Origin of the sequence: Saccharopolyspora soli (genome assembly GCF_022678645.1) — a bacterium.
GTDB classification, from domain to species: Bacteria; Actinomycetota; Actinomycetes; order Mycobacteriales; family Pseudonocardiaceae; genus Saccharopolyspora; species Saccharopolyspora soli.
The window spans coordinates 59,968-76,669 of sequence record NZ_JALBWV010000036.1; the positions used below are offsets into that span (position 1 = coordinate 59,968).

At 68.4% G+C, this 16,702-nt stretch carries 17 protein-coding genes; 12 read left to right on the top strand and 5 right to left on the bottom strand.

What is annotated here, in order from left to right:
• Positions 1–228: 228 nt before the first annotated feature.
• Complete coding sequence (locus MOQ72_RS25410; protein WP_242188155.1) at positions 229–1,659, bottom strand: family 2B encapsulin nanocompartment shell protein; 1,431 nt, start codon at positions 1,657–1,659, stop codon at positions 229–231.
• Entirely contained in the window at positions 1,656–1,904 is a 249-nt protein-coding gene (locus MOQ72_RS25415) for a hypothetical protein (RefSeq protein ID WP_242188156.1), read from the bottom strand. Before MOQ72_RS25415 ends, MOQ72_RS25410 begins: the two co-directional genes overlap by 4 nt.
• A gap of 329 nt (positions 1,905–2,233) precedes the next feature.
• Here MOQ72_RS25415 and MOQ72_RS25420 point away from each other — a divergent pair, with 329 nt between their 5' ends.
• The 6 genes from MOQ72_RS25420 (at position 2,234) to MOQ72_RS25445 (ending at position 7,211) form a co-directional block, all read left to right on the top strand.
• Positions 2,234–2,494 carry a helix-turn-helix domain-containing protein gene (locus tag MOQ72_RS25420; protein WP_242188157.1) on the top strand — a complete coding sequence of 87 codons (261 nt, stop codon included), beginning with the start codon at positions 2,234–2,236 and terminating at the stop codon, positions 2,492–2,494.
• Entirely contained in the window at positions 2,491–3,258 is a 768-nt protein-coding gene (locus MOQ72_RS25425; protein ID WP_242188158.1) for a bestrophin-like domain, read from the top strand. Before MOQ72_RS25420 ends, MOQ72_RS25425 begins: the two co-directional genes overlap by 4 nt.
• A complete protein-coding gene (locus MOQ72_RS25430; protein WP_242188160.1) occupies positions 3,258–4,331 on the top strand; it encodes a DUF6923 family protein in 1,074 nt (357 codons plus the stop codon). The genes MOQ72_RS25425 and MOQ72_RS25430 overlap by 1 nt, the downstream gene beginning before the upstream one ends.
• A 192-nt stretch (positions 4,332–4,523) precedes the next feature.
• Entirely contained in the window at positions 4,524–6,014 is a 1,491-nt protein-coding gene (locus MOQ72_RS25435) for an amidase (protein ID WP_242188161.1), read from the top strand.
• A gap of 233 nt (positions 6,015–6,247) precedes the next feature.
• Positions 6,248–6,499: a hypothetical protein gene (locus MOQ72_RS25440; RefSeq protein ID WP_242188162.1), complete on the top strand. Its 252-nt coding sequence runs from the start codon at positions 6,248–6,250 to the stop codon at positions 6,497–6,499.
• A 43-nt stretch (positions 6,500–6,542) separates the two neighbouring features.
• Entirely contained in the window at positions 6,543–7,211 is a 669-nt protein-coding gene (locus MOQ72_RS25445) for a DUF998 domain-containing protein (protein WP_242188164.1), read from the top strand.
• 107 nt (positions 7,212–7,318) lie between these two features.
• Here MOQ72_RS25445 and MOQ72_RS25450 read toward each other — a convergent pair whose 3' ends face one another.
• On the bottom strand, positions 7,319–7,777 hold the full coding sequence (locus MOQ72_RS25450) for a PPOX class F420-dependent oxidoreductase (protein ID WP_242188165.1): 459 nt from the start codon (positions 7,775–7,777) through the stop codon (positions 7,319–7,321).
• A 349-nt stretch (positions 7,778–8,126) separates the two neighbouring features.
• On the opposite strand from MOQ72_RS25450, the gene MOQ72_RS25455 reads away from it, so the two are divergent.
• The 6 genes from MOQ72_RS25455 to MOQ72_RS25480 are packed head-to-tail and all read left to right on the top strand — an operon-like array spanning position 8,127 to position 14,233.
• Positions 8,127–9,128 (top strand): Lrp/AsnC family transcriptional regulator, encoded by a 1,002-nt coding sequence (locus MOQ72_RS25455; RefSeq protein WP_242188166.1) that lies wholly within the window; start codon positions 8,127–8,129, stop codon positions 9,126–9,128.
• Between the two features lie 18 nt (positions 9,129–9,146).
• Complete coding sequence (locus MOQ72_RS25460) at positions 9,147–10,049, top strand: polysaccharide deacetylase family protein (protein WP_242188168.1); 903 nt, start codon at positions 9,147–9,149, stop codon at positions 10,047–10,049.
• Positions 10,046–11,329, top strand: a complete 1,284-nt coding sequence (locus MOQ72_RS25465) for an MFS transporter (RefSeq protein WP_242188169.1) — start codon at positions 10,046–10,048, stop codon at positions 11,327–11,329. The genes MOQ72_RS25460 and MOQ72_RS25465 overlap by 4 nt, the downstream gene beginning before the upstream one ends.
• Complete coding sequence (locus MOQ72_RS25470; RefSeq protein WP_242188170.1) at positions 11,326–12,060, top strand: SDR family NAD(P)-dependent oxidoreductase; 735 nt, start codon at positions 11,326–11,328, stop codon at positions 12,058–12,060. Before MOQ72_RS25465 ends, MOQ72_RS25470 begins: the two co-directional genes overlap by 4 nt.
• Positions 12,057–13,073 carry a ketopantoate reductase family protein gene (locus MOQ72_RS25475; protein WP_242188171.1) on the top strand — a complete coding sequence of 339 codons (1,017 nt, stop codon included), beginning with the start codon at positions 12,057–12,059 and terminating at the stop codon, positions 13,071–13,073. Before MOQ72_RS25470 ends, MOQ72_RS25475 begins: the two co-directional genes overlap by 4 nt.
• The gene (locus MOQ72_RS25480) at positions 13,070–14,233 is read left to right on the top strand and encodes a M20 family metallopeptidase (RefSeq protein WP_242188173.1); all 1,164 of its coding nucleotides are present in this window, start codon (positions 13,070–13,072) and stop codon (positions 14,231–14,233) included. The genes MOQ72_RS25475 and MOQ72_RS25480 overlap by 4 nt, the downstream gene beginning before the upstream one ends.
• Positions 14,234–14,420: 187 nt before the next feature.
• Here MOQ72_RS25480 and MOQ72_RS25485 read toward each other — a convergent pair whose 3' ends face one another.
• Both MOQ72_RS25485 and MOQ72_RS25490 read right to left on the bottom strand, forming a co-directional pair.
• Entirely contained in the window at positions 14,421–15,065 is a 645-nt protein-coding gene (locus tag MOQ72_RS25485; protein ID WP_242188175.1) for a GntR family transcriptional regulator, read from the bottom strand.
• Positions 15,066–15,118: 53 nt separating this feature from the next.
• Positions 15,119–16,654: a class I adenylate-forming enzyme family protein gene (locus MOQ72_RS25490; protein WP_242188181.1), complete on the bottom strand. Its 1,536-nt coding sequence runs from the start codon at positions 16,652–16,654 to the stop codon at positions 15,119–15,121.
• Positions 16,655–16,702 lie beyond the last annotated feature (48 nt).

The window sequence follows — 16,702 nt, forward strand, 5'->3', positions numbered from 1 at the left end:
TGTCCACTGCTCCTTTGATCTTGCTTTTGAAGCGGCGTAGCCGCTTAGCCACGTACGCAACTTGCACCGCCGCGGGTTCTCAGACTGTGCCCACTGGCGTTCTCTGGGAGGACCTACCTCGACGTGGTGTATTGGGCATACCTGATGTCGGGGATCCCGGACCGAGACGGCGTGTGAGGTTCCGCTACCCGCACCGCTACGCAAAACGAGTTCGAAGACAGGCTGTTCTCAGCCGTCGCGGCCGAGTTCGACGTGTTCGAGCACCCCGATCGCATCGGGAACCAGGACGGCCGCCGAGTAGTAGGCGCTGACCAGGTACGAGATGACCGCCTGCTCGTTGACTCCCATGAACCGCACCGAAAGGCCGGGCCGGTACTCGTCCGGAATGCCGGTCTGGTGCAGGCCGATGACGCCCTGGCTCTGCTCGCCGGTGCGCATCAGCAGGATGGAACTGGTGCGGGTCTTGCTGACGTGCAGCTTGTTGCACGGCAAGACCGGCACGCCGCGCCAGGCCGGTACCTGGTGGCCGTGCAGGTCGATGCTCTGCGGGTAGATGCCGCGACGGCTGCACTCCTGTCCGAATGCCGCGATGGTGCGCGGATGGGCCAGGAAGAACCCCGGGTCCTTCCACACCAGCGTCAGCAACTCGTCGAGGTCGTCGGGGGTGGGTGGGCCGGTGCGGGTGTGGATGCGCTGCCGCAGGTCGGCGTTGTGCAGCAGGCCGAATTCGCGGTTGTTGACCAGTTCTTCTTCCTGGCGTTCGCGCAGTGCCTCGATGGTCAGCCGCAACTGCTGCTCGGTCTGGTTCATCGGTTGGTTGTAGAGGTCGGCGACGCGACTGTGCACGCGGAGGATCGTTTGCGCGACGCTTAGTTCGTACTCGCGCGGTGCGAGCTCGTAGTCCACATAGGTCCCGGTGAGCGAGGGCTCGCCCTCGTGCCCGGAGGCGATCTCGATGTCCGCCTCACCGTGCGGGTTGTGCGGGCGTTTCGGCGCCGACAGCGTCTGTCGCAGGTGTTCGCGAAGCGACTCGGACTGGCCGTTCATCTCCTGGAAGGTCTGCTGCCGCAGGGTGAGCACGGTGCACTGCGTGACCGCTTTGAACGTCGCGTCCCAGGTGGCGGATTCGCCGCCGAGCAGCTGTGCGCCGAAGTAGTCGCCGTCGGCGAGCACGCCGAGCACCGTGTCGTCGCCGTACTCGCCGGTGCCGATCTTGTTGACCTTGCCGTGCGCGATCAGGATCACCTGGTCCGCGGGCTGCCCGGCGGTCGCGATGACCTGGCCCGGCGCGAACTCCTGCTGCACGAAGCGCTCCGCCAGCGCGTTCAGCGCCGCGTCGTCGTCGAATCCGCGCAGCAGCGGGAGTTCGCGCAGTTCCTGCGGGATGATCCGCACGTCGGCGCCGGTGTTGCTGAAGGTGAGTCGGCCGTCGCCGAGGGTGTAGCTCAGCCGTCGGTTGACCCGGTACACGCCGCCGGTGGCCTGCACCCACGGCAGCATGCGCAGCAGCCAGCGCGACGTGATGCCCTGCATCTGCGGGGCGGATTTGGTCGTGGTGGCCAGGTTCCGCGCCGCCGTCGTGCTCAGGCTCAGTTGCGGTACCTCGGCCTCGCCGGTGTTGAGCGGTTCGGTCGCAGTCACGCCAATACCACCAATCATCTTGGTTCGCGGAGAGCGGCAGAAAAATCCGAATCGTGATTGCCCAGAATTGGGAATGTCGGAATGGGAATACTCGAAGCGCCGGATTTGCGACGCTGTTTTGTGCTGTCGACGGCGACGTTAGCATCGCCGATCTCGGTCGTACAGTCACCCGAAAGTGCCGCCTGTGCGGCCGAGTTCGGTGCTGCGCACGTCGTGTAGATCACCTGAAATGCGGCTTGCGCAAAACGCTGCGTAATCACCACCGGCGCTCGAATCCGATATTCGACCGACCCCGGTCCCACTCGTGCCGGGCAAATGCCGATTGTTTGGAATATTCCCCGAGTTGATTGGTCCGGCCGGGCGATGATGTTCGCGGTCTCGGATTCCGCAAATCGGGTTATCCGTGTTTCGGCGATCGACGGGTACTGTTCGGGACGCAGTTGAGTTCGGGTTCTTCCCGGTGGTTCTTCGGGAACTCTGAAATCGCGTCGACCGGGCGGGAACCACGCCCACGGCTTGAGTTCGGGAGGCGGGGGAGCGTGTTCGAACGCGGCGCCCAGTTGGTGTGCGGTACTCGGAGGTCGATGTCGTCGTGAAGTGGAATCTGCGGCTGGTCGCGGCCCAACGCGGCATCTGGAAGGCCACCGAAATGCAACGTCGGCTCGCCGAGCGGGGACTGGTGATCTCCGCCGGGAAGATGTCCGGGCTGTGGTCGAAAACCCCGGCCAGCCTGAAGCTCGACGACCTGGACGTGATCTGCGCGGTGCTCGGTTGCGAAGTCGGGGAACTGCTGGCGGCCGAGGCGCCCCGGATCGGGGTGCGTGGTGAATCCGCGGCCGGAGGCGCGGAATGAGCATCTACCTCAACGGGTTGATCTGGGTGTTGAGCGCGTCGGTGGTGGCTGCGCTGATCGGCTACCTGGTGCGCCGCCTTGGGCAAGACGAGGGACGGCCGAGCAACAACGACGCGGCCGGTCAGGTGTTCACCATCGTGAGTGGTCTGCAGGCCGTGGTGCTCGCCTTCGTCCTGGTGACGCTGTTCGACACCGTCAGCGACGCGCGGGAGGGCGTCTACCGGGAGGCGCAGAGCCTGGTTTCGGTTGCCTGGGCGGTGGATTCGCTGTCCGCCTCGGCCGGTGCGGACGTGCGCGAAGTCAGCGCGCGATACCTGCACACAGTCATCGACCAGGAGTGGCCGATCATGCGGCGGGGCGAGAAGGTGACCGGACCGGGTTGGGCGCAGCTGGACCAGGTGCGTGCCGCGGCGCTGAGGGCGCCGGCTGAGGGCGAGTTCCTGGAGGACCGCAAGACCGAGGCGGCGACCCAGCTCGGCCAGGTTTACCAGGAGCGGCACGAGCGGCTCAACAGGGCCTTCGACCGCGATGTGGTGGCCGTGGTGTGGTTCGTGCTGATCGTGGGCAGCGTGGCGTGCGTCCTGCTGCCGAACCTCTTCGGCGGCACCAGGTTGTTCCCGCACATCGTGCTGGTGTCCACATTGGCCGCGGCGCTGGCGATGCTGTTGTTCGCGATCTTCCAGCTGCAGAACCCGTTCAGCGGTGGCTCGCGGATCAGTCCGGAAGCGTTCGACTGGGCACTTGAGCGGCTGGGGCGGAGTTGATGTGGTGGCGGGTCGCGACGACGTCGGCCGCCCTGGTGCTGGTCGCGTCGGCGACCTGGGTGGTGTTGGCCGAAGCGGCCCCGGCGTGCACGATGCTCCAGGCCCGCAACACCGCAACGACTTCCGCGCTGCACCGGGTGGAGTTGCCCGCTGCGGAGAGCACTGCGCTGGGCGAGTTGGACTACCGGTTGAACGCGCTCGGGTATGCCGATTCGCAGGGGGTGGTGTACGGCATCGCCGAGCCCGGCCGTGTGGTGACCTTGAGCCCTACCGGTCAGGTGCGGGACCTGGGACCGGTGCGGGCTGCCCACTCTGATGCCCGGCGGCACCGGTTCGCCGCGCCAACGGCCGGTGCCGTTGCAGGAAACCGTTGGTACGTCCAGGAGAACGGCCATCTCGACGTAGTCGACATCGATCCGGCCAGTCGCACCTACCTCAGCGTCGTGTCGACGACGGAGCTGCGACCGTGGCACTGGCGGTTCTCGCTCGACGACTTCGACGTGGACCGGGTGGATGGCGAGTTGTACGGCGTCCTGACCTATTCGGACGCTGCGGCGGTAGTGCGGATCGACCGGGACAGCGGGCGGGTCGAGAAGCTGGTAGTCGTGCCGGGGCTGCCACCGAGCGACTACGGATCGGTGGTGATCGGCCCGGACCGGGCGCTGTACGTGACCGCCAACGAGGTCGGCGGGCTGTATCGGGTGGGTCGTGATGGCTCGGTGGCCAAGTTGGCGGTCTTCCCGCCGATGTCGAGCTCGGACGCCGCCGGTTGTCTGCGCCAGGTCCCACTCCCGCCACCGACCAGCACCGCGCCGACCACCACCACAACACCCACCACAACGGCACCGCCGACATCGCGGCCGTCCACCCGAAGTCCAACACCTTCGAACGAACCGAGCCCGACGGCGCCGCCGCCGACAACACGGGCCCCGGAACCAGACGACGCAACAGCGACCCAGGAACCCGAATCCGAGAGTTCGGACGACGACACCAGGGAGAAGCGCCGCTGGGCCCTGGCCGCACTGCTCCTGCTGATCGGCGGCAGCGCGGCGGTGCGAGGTCTCGGCCGTTGATCCCAGCGGGATCTCGCCGAGCTGCTGGGCTTCGTCGGCAACGAACTGGTCGCCCACCACCGTTAAAAGAGCGTTTCTGGCCGCATTTCGTGATGATGCGCCGGTAAACAACGGCCTCAGCACCCGTTGAGATCTACCGCTCGCGTGTTCGGCTGCGTAGCCTCCCGCAAGTCCGCGACTTGGGAGGTAGCGATGGCTGTGCCGGAGCCGGATCGGGCCGAACTGCAAGCCGCAGCAGCCGAATTGGGGCTTGACCTCGATGACGCGGCTGCCGACGCGTACTTGGCGCTCATCGCTCCGAACGTCGCGGCTTACCAAGTGGTCGACGGGCTTTCGGAGCCTGTGGGGGAAATCCCGCAACGCGCGTGGATCAAGCCTGCCGACAACCCGCTGGGTGCGTGGTTCGTGCGCACTGAATTGCGCACCCGCGACGACGGCCCGCTGGCGGACCGCACCGTTGTGCTCAAGGACAACGTTTGCCTCGCCGGGCTTCCGATGATGAACGGCGCGTCGACGCTGCACGGCTACGTGCCGGATGTCGACGCGACGGTGGTGGCCAGATTGCTCGATGCCGGTGCGACCATCGCGGGGAAGGCGCACTGCGAGTACTTCTGCTTCTCCGGCGGCTCGCACACCAACGCGACCGGGCACGTCCGCAATCCGCACAAGCCGACGCACGCCGCCGGGGGTTCCTCGTCGGGCTCGGCGGCGCTCGTCGCGGCTGGCGAGGTGGACCTGGCGATCGGCGGGGATCAGGGTGGTTCGATCCGGATTCCCTCGGCGTGGTGCGGCACGGTCGGGATGAAGCCGACGCACGGACTGGTGCCCTACACCGGGATCATGCCGATCGAGGCGACCATCGACCACACCGGTCCGATCACCGCCAACGTCGCGGACAACGCGCTGATGCTGGAGGTGATCGCCGGTTCGGACGGGCTCGATCCGCGACAGGTCGGTGTCCGCACCGACGAGTACACGCGGGCCCTCACCGGTGATTGCGCTGGCTTGCGAATCGGGCTGGTGCGGGAAGGTTTCGGCACCGCCGGAGCGGAGCCCGACGTCGACGAGGCGGTGCGCGAGGCCGCGGGCGTGCTGGCGGGGGCGGGCGCGAAGGTCGCCGAGGTCTCGGTGCCGCTGCACAGTTCGGGATTGGCGATCTGGAACCCGATCGCCCTCGAAGGACACGTGTGGCAAATGCTGCTCGGCAACGGATTCGGCATGAACTGGCGCGGCCAGTACGTGACGAGCTTGCTGGAGGCGATGCGCGGCTGGCAGGACCGGGCTGATGAGTTCAGCGAATCGCTGAAGGTGTCGATGTTGGCCGGGAACGTGTTCCGGCGCCGCTACGGCGGTGCCACCTACGCCAAGGCGCAGAACCTGGTCCGCACCCTGACCGCCGCTTACGACGCGGCACTGGCGGACTTCGACGTGCTGCTCATGCCGACCCTGCCGATGAAGGCGACGCCGCTGCCGCCCGTGGACGCACCGCGCGAGCTGGTCATCGAGCGCGCCTTCGAGATGATCGGCAACACAGCGCCGTTCGACGCGACCGGCCACCCGGCGTTGACCCTGCCCTGCGCGACCAGCGACGACCTGCCGATCGGCATGATGCTGATCGGCCGCCACTGGGACGAAGCAACCCTCTACCGCGCCGCCCACGCCTTCGAAACCCGCACGTCGTAGAGGCGCGCTGGTCTTTGTTCTTGTTTTTTTGAAGCGGCGCTTAGCCCACCTACGCAGCTGGCACCGCTGCGGGTTCTCAAACGTCGTCTCGGGAGGACAGCCACGACGTGGTGTATTGGACATACATGATGTCGGGGATCCGGGACCGAGACGGCGTCTGAGGTTCCGCTACCCGCACCGCAAAGCAAAACGAGTTCGAATGCATATTTCTGAGTTGTTACCTCAGAAATCTTGTGTGCGACCAGGCATTCCCGGCGAATGTGCGCTACACCGGGATTTCCCTGTCGTACCAGGTGTGTTCGGCGCTGATCGGCGGAACCGCGCCGATGATCGGCCAGGGCCTGTTCACCAGCACGGGCTCGATCGTGCCGGTGGGTGCGTACCACATGTTCCTGGTCGCGGTATCGCTCGTCTGCTCGCTGCGGGTGTTCGCCCGCAGCAAGGCCAACGCCGACGAGCCGGTGCCCGCGGTCCAGCGGTCGTGAGCGTCACCGCGAGCTGGTGGATCAGCGGCGTAGGCTGCCTCGCATGGTGGCGGGTCGGCGCTCAGCGCGGGCGTTGTTGGCTTGCGGGGCGGTCGGCCCCGTGCTGTTCGTCGTGGCGTTCTTGGTGGAAGGCGCCTTCCGGGCCGACTACGACCCGCTTCGGCATCCGGTGAGTTCCCTGTCGCTCGGGCAGTTGGGCTGGATGCAGGCGGCGAACTTCGTCGTCAGCGGCCTGCTGATCCTGGCGTCCGCCTTCGGGTTGCGGCCCGCGCTGCGGCGGCTCGGCGGTGGACGGTGGGCGCCGGTGCTGATCGGGCTGGTGGGTGTCGGGCTGATCGGTGCCGGATTCTTCGCGACGGATCCGATCAGCGGCTACCCGCCGGGCACTCCGCCGACCGCGCCGGTCCAGACCGTTCACGGAGAACTGCACGACGTGTTCTCGACCCCGGTCTTCACGGCGCTGCCCGCGGCCTGCTGCGTGGTCGGCTACCGGCTCGCCCGCAACGGACACCGGGGCTGGGCGGTGTATTCGATCGGCACGGCCGTGGCGTTCCTGATCTTCTTCGTGCTGGCCGGAGCCGGGTTCGCGCAGAACGCGGCGCTGATGCCGATCGGCGGCCTGCTGCAACGCCTGACCCTCATCGTCGGCTTCGCTTGGCTCACCGCCCTCTCGATCTCACTCCCAAGCCTGCACCCAAAACCCTCCAGCTGAGATGCCGCAGAAACGGGTGAGGGGCACCCGTGACCCAGTTACTTGGTCACGGGTGCCCCTCACCTCTCGCCTGAACGGGGTAACCGGGCGCTGGCCCGGTTGGGCGCTCACGAGGCGAGTTCGGGTGGGAAGCCGCCGGTGGCGATCGGGCCCCAGCGCTCGATGTCGATGCGGATCAGCGACTTGTTCTGCCGGACCATCGCCTCGCGGTACTCGGCCCAGTCCGGGTGCTCGCCGGAGATGCAGCGGAAGTACTCGACGAGCCCCTCCACCGCATCGGGCATGTCCAGCACCTCGGCGCGGCCGTCGACCTGCACGTACGGACCGTTCCAGTCGTCGGAGAGCACGCAGATCGACACCCGCGGGTCGCGGCGGGCGTTGCGGGTCTTGGCCCGCTGCGGATAGGTCGACACCACGATCCGCCCCTCGCCGTCCACCCCGCAGGTCAGCGGGGACAGCTGCGGGCGGCCGTCGGAGCGGGTGGTGACCAGGATGCCCCGGTGCCGGGGCCGCAGGAACTCCAACAGGGCATCGCGGTCGACTCGATCGGCAGTGGCGATCGCCATGGACTGCTCCTATGTTCTGTTCAGTGGCGGATGCGCCACCAGCCTAGTCGTCCGCTACAACGACCACCGATCCATCCAAAAGGGACTTATCATCCACGGTCGCCCGTCGGATGTGTTACGGACAGTGGCGGGGCGGGTGCTCCGCGTTCCAGGCTCGATGTTGATCCACTGTGGATCCCTTGCATTCCAAGATCTTTGTGGGGCATTCCCGCAGGGGGCCAAAAGGCCGATGATTTGCAGGTATCCACGACGGATTAACGTGTTCGTAGCAAGAATCCGCACACAGCGGCCCTTGGGTGCGGGAATCCGCCATTGACCGGGGTGGTGGCGCGCATTACCGTTCGACGCCGTGCAGCAACCCCGCACCACCGCGGCCGATGACCTGGACCGGCGCATCATCGCCGCGCTCCAGCTCAACGGCCGTGCTCCCTGGAGCGCGATCGCGCGGTGGGCGGGGGCCAGCGAATCGACGGTGCAGCGCCGCTTCAACGCGCTGCACGCACGCGGACTGCTGCACGTCGTCGGCGTCGCCGACCTCAACCGCACCGACGCCGGAACGTCGATGCTGGTGCGCGTCCAGGCATTGCCGGGCAAAGGGCGGAAACTGGCCGAGGAGCTGGCCGCGCGGCCGGAGGCCAGGTTCCTGGCCATCGTCACCGGCACCGCCGATCTCATCGTCGACTTCGTGGCCCGCGACAACGACCAGATGCTGCACGTGCTGTTCACCGACCTGCCCGGTGCCGACCTCATCGCGGGCACCGAGAACGTTGCGGTGATCCGCACCTTCACCAATGCACCGCTGTGGGACACCGGCCTGCTGCCATCGGCAGCTGCCCTGGACCTGCGCCCGTCGACCACGTTGCCCTACGACCGGGACGACTGGGACGCGCCACCGGACGCGCTGCCGGATCTCGAACGGGCCATCGTCGACGAACTCGCGCGCGACGGGCGCCTGCCGATCGCCGCCCTCGCGCGCAAGCTCGGCCGCAGCGAGTCCACTGTGGCGCGTGCCTTGGATCGCCTCACCGCGCGGGGAAACCTGCAGTTCCGCACGTTGGCCGAGCCGCAGCTGCTCGGCTTCGACGCCGAGTTCATGCTCTGGCTCTCGGTCGAGCCCGGCCAGTGGGAGGCGGCCGGGCGGCGGCTGGCCGAACACCCCGCCACCAAGTTCCTGGCCGCATCCACCGGTCGATTCAACCTGGTCGGCCAGATGGTGCTGCCCCGCCGGACGGACCTCGTCCGCTACATGAACGACGTGATCGGCCGGTTGCCCGGTTTGACCGCCTCGGACGTGACCCTGCACCTGGCGACGCTCAAGCGCGCGTGGATCAGGGTCGACCGGTTCCGCTGACGCCCCAAGGAGGCGCAAATGTCCGAATCACCAGCCCCCTGGCAGTGGCCGGAAGAGGTCTGGCGCGGCCACGTCGAAGCCGTGCGCGCCGGGCGTCCGCTGGCACCGGAGGCGTGGCCCGACGGCGCGCGAGTCGCCGTGGCGCTGTCGTTCGACTCCGACCACGAGACGATCCCGCTGCGTGACGGGGAGACCAGTCCGGGGCGGCTCGCGCAGGGCGAGTACGGTTCGCGCACCGCGGCGCCGCGAATCCTGGAGTTGCTGGCCAGCTACCAGATCCCGGCGACCTTCTTCGTCCCCGGCGTGTCCGCGCTGCTGCATCCGGCGGAGATCAAGTCCTATGTGGACGGCGGGCACGAACTGGCCGTGCACGGCTGGATCCACGAGCGCAACACCCTGCTGGGCAAGGACGACGAGACGGACCTGATCGCGCGGGCGCTCGACGTGCTCACCGACCTCTCCGGCACCCGGCCGGTGGGCATCCGGACACCGTCCTGGGACTTCTCCGACACCACCCTGGACACCATCCGCGAGCTCGGCTTCCAGTACGACTCCTCGCTGATGGCCGACGACGAGCCCTACGAGATCATCGCGCGCGGCGAGCAGACCGGTCTGGTGGAGATCCCGGTGGACTGGATTCGCGACGACGCCCCGTACTTCACCATGGACCGCTACGGCGGTGTGCGCCCCTACACCCGGCCGCGCGATGTGCTGGAGATCTGGATCGACGAGTTCGACGCGGCCTACCGGGCCGGTGGCGTCTTCCAGCTGACCATGCACCCGCACGTCATCGGGCACCGGTCGCGGCTGGTGATCCTGCGGGAGTTGATCGACCACATCCGCGGGCACCAAGACGTCTGGTTCGCCACCCACGCCCAGGTGGCCGAGCTGGCCCGCGCGGAACTAGGGAGCGGTAGATGACCACCGAGGTGAACACCCGGCTGACCGGCACGCACCGCAAGGCGATCCTCGCAGGCACCATCGGCAACACCGTCGAATGGGTCGACTGGGCGCTGTACTCGATCTTCGTCAAGATCATCGCCGACGAATTCTTCCCGCGCTCCGACGGGGCGGTCGGCCTGCTGTCCACGCTCGCGGTGTTCGCCGTCGGGTTCGTGATGCGCCCGGTGGGCGCGGCGGTGCTCGGCGCCTACGCCGACCGGTACGGCCGCAAGAAGGGCCTGACGCTGACCATCGGCCTGATGGCCGGGGCGTCGTTCGTGATCGCGTTGACCCCGAACTACGACACGATCGGCATCTTCGCCTCGATCATCCTGCTCATCGCGCGGCTGTTGCAGGGCTTCTCAGCCGGTGGTGAGTTCGGTTCGTCCTCGGCGTTCCTGGTTGAGTCCACCGTGCCCGGTCGCCGGGCCTTCGCCGGGTCGTGGCAGCAGGTTTCGGTCGGTGGCGGCACGCTGATCGCCTCGCTGCTCGGCACCGTGCTCACCTCGGTGCTCAGCGATGACGCGCTGCACTCGTGGGGTTGGCGGCTGGCGTTCGTCATCGGCGGACTGCTCGGCTTGATCGGGCTGTGGCTGCGGGTGTCGGTCGAGGACACCGAGTCGTTCACCGCGATGACCACCGGTGGCCGCGCCAAGGCCAATCCGCTCAAGGCGATGTTCCGGGAACACCCGGTGGCGGCCCTGCGGGTCGTCGGCATCACCATCGCGGGCACGCTGACCTACTACATCTGGATCACCTACCTGCCGACCTACGCGCACATCACCACCGGAATTCCGCTCAACCAAGCGCTCCTGTCGCAGACGCTGTGCCTGATCGTGTTCATCGTGCTGCTGCCGTTCGCCGGGATGCTCTCGGACCGCATCGGGCGCAAGCCGACGATGAGCGCCTTCGCCGCCGGGTTCGTGGTGCTGGCCTGGCCGCTGCTGGCTGCGCTGGACGGCAGTTTCGTCATGCTGGTGGTCGTGCAGTTGATCGGCATGCTGCTGATCCTCGGCTACTCGGCCAACTGCGCGGTGATCATGGCCGAGCAGTTCCCGCCGGAGGTGCGGGCGACCGGCATCGCGCTGCCGTACGCGCTGGCCGTGGCCCTCTTCGGCGGCACGGCACCGTACATCACGACCTGGTTGAGCGAATCCGGCTACCGCGACCAGTTGTGGATCTACGTCAGCGTCGCGGCGCTGGTGTCGCTGGTGGTGTACCTGACCATGCCGGAGACCAAGAACAAGGAGTTCAAGTGACCGGTCATGTGCTGATCACCGGCGCATCCGGTGGGCTGGGACGGGCCATCGCGCGGGAATTCGCCGACCACGGCGCGGAAATCATCACCTCGGTCGACATCACCGGCCCGAACGTGGTCAACGCGGACCTGGCGCAACCGGACGAACCGGCCAGGGTGGTGCGGGAGGCGTGGTCGCGGGCGCCGGTGGACGTGCTGGTCAACTGCGCCGGAATCTACCCGTCGGTGGACATGCGCGACGTCAGCGCCGACCAGTGGGACCGGATCTTCGCGCTCAACGTCCGCGCACCGGTGCTGACGACCCAGGCGTTGGCGAACCTGGCGATCGAGGCCGGGCGGGCCGCGTCGGTGGTGAACATCTCTTCGGGGTCGGCGCTGCGCTCCCGGCCCGGTGGCGGGCCCTACGCGAGCTCGAAGGCGGCGCTGGAGATGGCGACCCGCGCCGCCGCGCTCGAACTGGGCGGGCACCGGATCCGGGTCAACGCGGTCAGTCCCGGATTCGTCGCGGTGCACAGCGACTGCAACCCGGTCACCCCGGAGTACGCCGCCGTGATGTCGCGAAACCCGTTGGGACGGCCGGGAACTCCGGCGGACATCGCGCGCGCCGTGCGGTGGGTCGCCGGAGCGGACGCGTCGTGGATGACCGGTGAGGTCGTGCGCATCGACGGCGGGTCGAACGCCGGTGCCGCGCACCTGCCCAGGCTCTGGCCAGCTGCGGAGGGAGGACGGTGACCGGGCGCTACACCGTGATCGGCGGTGGCGCGATCGGCGGCACGCTCGCCTTCGACCTGGTCCGCGCGGGTCACGACGTGTCCATTGTGGATACCGATGCGGGGCACGTCGAAGCGATCCGGCACCACGGCTTGCGACTGGAACGGGATGGATCCCGCACCGCCGCAGAGGTTCCCGCGTGCACGCCGGAGGAATTCACCGGCACCTTGGACCGGGTGCTGCTCGCCGTCAAGGCACAGGCGACACCGGTCGCGGCGAAGTGGATCGCCGAGCGGCTCAGCTCCGACGCCTGCGTCGTGTCGGTGCAGAACGGCTTCAACGAACCGGAAATCGCCCGGCACATCGGCTGGCCGCGCACGGTCGCCGCGTTCGTCAACCTCTTCGCCGACGTGGTCGAGCCCGGCCTGGTTCGGGATGGCGGGGCGGGGGCCTTGGTGGTCGGCGAACCGAACGGCGCCGCGGTGTCGCAGCGGGTTCGGGACCTGGTGCACGACCTGCAAGCGTGGGGACCGGCCCAGGCCAGCGACAACGTCGAAGGATACCTCTGGGCGAAAGCGGGCTTCGGCGCGATGCTGGCCGCGACCGCGCTGGCCGACGCGCCGATGGCCGATCTGATCGAACGGCACAGCATGGCGATGCACGCGCTCACCGAGGAGGTCTTCGACGTCGCGACAGCCCTCGGGATCGGGTTGGAGGCGTTCGACGCGTTCGAGCCGACGGCCTTCGTCCGCGGTGCGTCCCCGGCGCGGCGGCAGGCTGCGACGGCCCGGCTGGTGGCGTGGTTGCGCACCCAGCCCAAGGACCGCAGCGGGATCTGGCGGGACCTCGCGGTCCGGCGTCGACCGGTAGAGGTCACCACGCACTACCGGAGCGTGCTGGAGCGTGCCGACCTGCCGTTGTTGCGTGCTGTGCTGGACGGATTGCGCGAGTTGGAGCGGGATCCGGGCGGGATGTCCGAAGCACGGCTCGACGAGCTTGACAGACTGGCGCAGGAACCGAAGGGAGCCCCATGACCACCGTGTTGACCGATGAGCAGGCCAAGGCAGTACACGCCTGGTTGGCGGAGCGCGAAGAGCAGATCGTCGCCGACATCGCCGACTACGTGCGCGTCGAAAGCCCCAGCGACGACGTCAACGCCCTGGCGAAATGCCTGGACTGGTTGGAGAAGTGGCTCGACGAGCGGCTGGGACAGCCGGAGAGTCGGCAGGTGCACGAGCGCCAGCACGCCGGTGACATCAGCATCCGCCGGTATGCGGGGGAAGGCGAGCCGCTGTTGCTGCTCGCGCACTACGACACGGTGTGGCCGTTGGGGACGATCGAGCAGATCCCGTTCCAGCGCACCGGTGACACGCTGACCGGTCCGGGCGTCTTCGACATGAAAGCGGGCCTGGTGCAAGCGGTTTGGGCGTTGCGCGCGTTGGACGCGCTGGAATTGCCCAGACCTGCATTCGCGCTGTTGCTCAACGGCGACGAGGAGACCGGGAGCAAGGCGTCGTCGGACGTCATCCGCGCCGAAGCCGGGAAGGCTCGGGCGGCGCTGTGCTTCGAGGCGAGCGCCGAGGGTGCGATCAAGACCTCCCGCAAGGGGGTCGGGCTGTTCACCTTGACCGTGACCGGCGAAGAGGGGCACGCGGGGCTGGACCCGACCTCGGGGTCGAGCGCGGTGCACGAGATCGCGCACCAGATCGTCGCCTGCCGGGCGTTGCAGGACCTGGACGCGGGTACTTCGGTCAACATCGGTGTGGTGCACGGCGGAACGCGCCCCAATGTGACGGCCGGGTCAGCAGTCGCCGAACTGGACGTCCGGGTGGCCAGCGTGGCCGAGCAGGACCGCATCTCGGCCGGGCTGGCCGCGTTGAGCCCGGTCGACCCGAAGGCGAAGGTCGAGGTCACCGGCGGGTGGAACCGGCCGGTCTTCGAACGAACCGGGGGAGTGGCCGAACTGTTCGCACTGGCCCGGGAATGCGCGGCGCCGCTGGGGCTGGACCTGCGGGAGATCGCGGTGGGCGGCGCCAGCGACGGCAACTTCGCGCTGGACGCGGGAATCCCGGTGCTGGACGGGATCGGCGCGGTCGGGGCCGGTGCGCACGCGCGCAGCGAGCACGCCACGGTCAGCGGCATGATCGAACGCGCCGCCGTGGCTGCCGGTGTCCTCGCCGCCCTGGCCCGATAAGTCGTTTTGGTCGTGGGTGGGTTAAACGGGGGCCCCCCCGGGGGGGGGGGCCCCCCGGGGGGGGTGGGGGGGGGGGGGGCCGGGGGGGGTGGGGGGGGGGGGGGGGGGCGCCCCCCCCCCGCCCCCATTTTTGTTTTTTGGGCGTGCTTCCCCCCCCCCCCCCCCCCCCGTAAACCCCCCCCACGACTCAACTCTGTTGGGAGCGCTTCACCGGGCGTTCGTCGGCGAGGTGGGCGCTGCCGACGATGTGCGTGTAGGTGAGCTCCCCGGCCCGCTCGGCGTCGCCGTCGCGCAGCGCCTCGATGATCGCCGCGTGCTCAGCAGCCGATTCCCGGTGGCTGCGCACGACCTTCGGACCATCGGGCATCGCCTGCCAGAGCATCCGCATCAGCGACAGCAGCACCGGGGTACCGGCCGCCTGGTAGATGCCGAAGTGGAAGTCCCGGTTCAACGTGCCGTAGGCCAGGGAGTCGTCGGCGAGCTCGACGATCTGCGCGTTGATCTGCTCTATCGCGGCCAGCTGCTCGGCACTGATCCGCTTGGCGGCGAGCTTGGCGGCCAGCGACTCCAGCGCGGCGCGGATGAGGTAGTTCTCCTCGGTGGCATCCAGCCAGGACTCCGCGACGGTCGCGCTGCGGTGCTGGTCGGTGGTGACCAGTCCTTCGCTTTCCAGGCGGCGCAGGGCTTCCCGGACCGGGGTGGGGCTCACCCCCAGCCGGGTGGCCAGGTCGCGCTGCCGCAGTGAAGTCCCAGCTTCCAGCTCACCCGTCACGATGAGTTCGCGAAGCATGCTGGTGACCAGCTCGGTCTTACTGGTGTACAGCGGCTGCATCACGGGTCATCCATTCTGTGTTGATACGGAGCGAATTCTAGCCGGGAGCCAGGTCACCGAGGTTCGCGTTGTGGTGGTACCAGGGCGGACCGGCGGAGTTTGCCCATGCCGTTGCGCGGCAGGGAATCCACCACGAAGACCTGTTTCGGACATTTGTACGGCGCGAGCAGTTTTCGGCAGTGCGCCAGGATGTCGTCGAAGTCGGCGGCACCGGTGGCCACCACCCACGCGGTGACCTGCTCGCCCCAGCGCTGCGACGGCAGCCCGGCGACGGCCGCCTCCGCGACGTCCGGGTGCTGCTCCAGCGCCATTTCGACTTCTCTCGGGTAGACGTTGAGGCCGCCGGTGATGATCAGTTCCTTCTTCCGGCCGGTGATGCGCAGGTAGCCGGTTTCCGGGTCGAGGCGCCCGAGATCCCCGGTGCGGAACCAGCCACCTGGGTGGAACGCGTCGCGGGTCGCCGCCGCACGGTTCCAGTAGCCGCTGAACACCTGCGGCCCGCGCAGCAGGATTTCCCCTTCCGGCGCATCTTCGCCGGATTCATCGGCAATGCGCAGTTCGACGCCGGGCAGCGGCAGGCCGACCGTGCCGGGGAGGCGCGGCCCGTCGATCGGGTTGGACACGTCCAGACCGCTTTCCGTGCTGCCGTAGCGTTCCAGCGGCGGCGTTCCCATGACCCGCGCCAGCCGCTCGGCGAGTTCCGGGCCCAGCGGTGCCGAACCGCTCACCGCCAGCCGCAGCGTCGGCGTGGTCAGTGCTTGTGGGGCGTTGCTGAGGAGCCGCTCGTAGATCGCCGGAACGGCGAACAGGACGGTGGCGTGCTGGGTGTGCATCGCCTCGGTGAGCTTCGCGGCGTCGAAGTCCGGCAGGATGACCGCCGACGAACCGGCGAGCAAGGTCGCGTGCACGCCACCCAGGCCGTGCTGGTGGCTCAACGGCAGCGAATGCACGAGCACGTCGTCCTCGCTCCAGCGCCAGGCCAGCATGGCCGCGCGGATCGAGGAGAGTAGGTTGCCGTGCGTCAGCGGAACGCCCTTGGGCGCACCGGTCGTCCCGGAGGTGTAGGCCAGGAGCGCGGGTTCCCGCGCATCCGGTTCGCGGGTGCTCCGCGCTGCCTCGGGCAGCGGTTCGTCCAGGGACACGACGCGGAGGCCGAGGCTGCCGATCCGGTCGGTGGCGGGTTGCGCGGCGAACGCCCATTCGGCCTGGCTGTCGGTGATCAGGTGGACGAGTTCCGCTGTGGTGTAGGCGGGATTGGCGAGGACCACTGTGGCACCTGCGCTGAGCAACGCGAGGTAGGCGAGGACGAGCGAGGAACCGTTGTGGCCGCACAGCAGAACTCGCGCACCGGGGCGCAAACCGTTGCGGCGCAACCAACTTGCCGTCCGGGCGCTGCGGTCGGCCAACTCGCCGTGCGTGAACCAGTGGTCGGATTCGGCGGGGAACAGCAATGCCCGCCGGTCGGGGTGACCGGTCCACGCGCTGGGCAGGCTGCCGATGTCGAGTCCGGCGACGTCAGTCGCGCCGTGCCGTTGCCATGCCGCGCGGTCGCGTGCCGAAGTTTCCTGCCGCGTCAGGTTCTGTGTCAAGGTCCTGCTCCCTGTGACCGTCGGGTTTCCGCGGTGACGACTTGATTT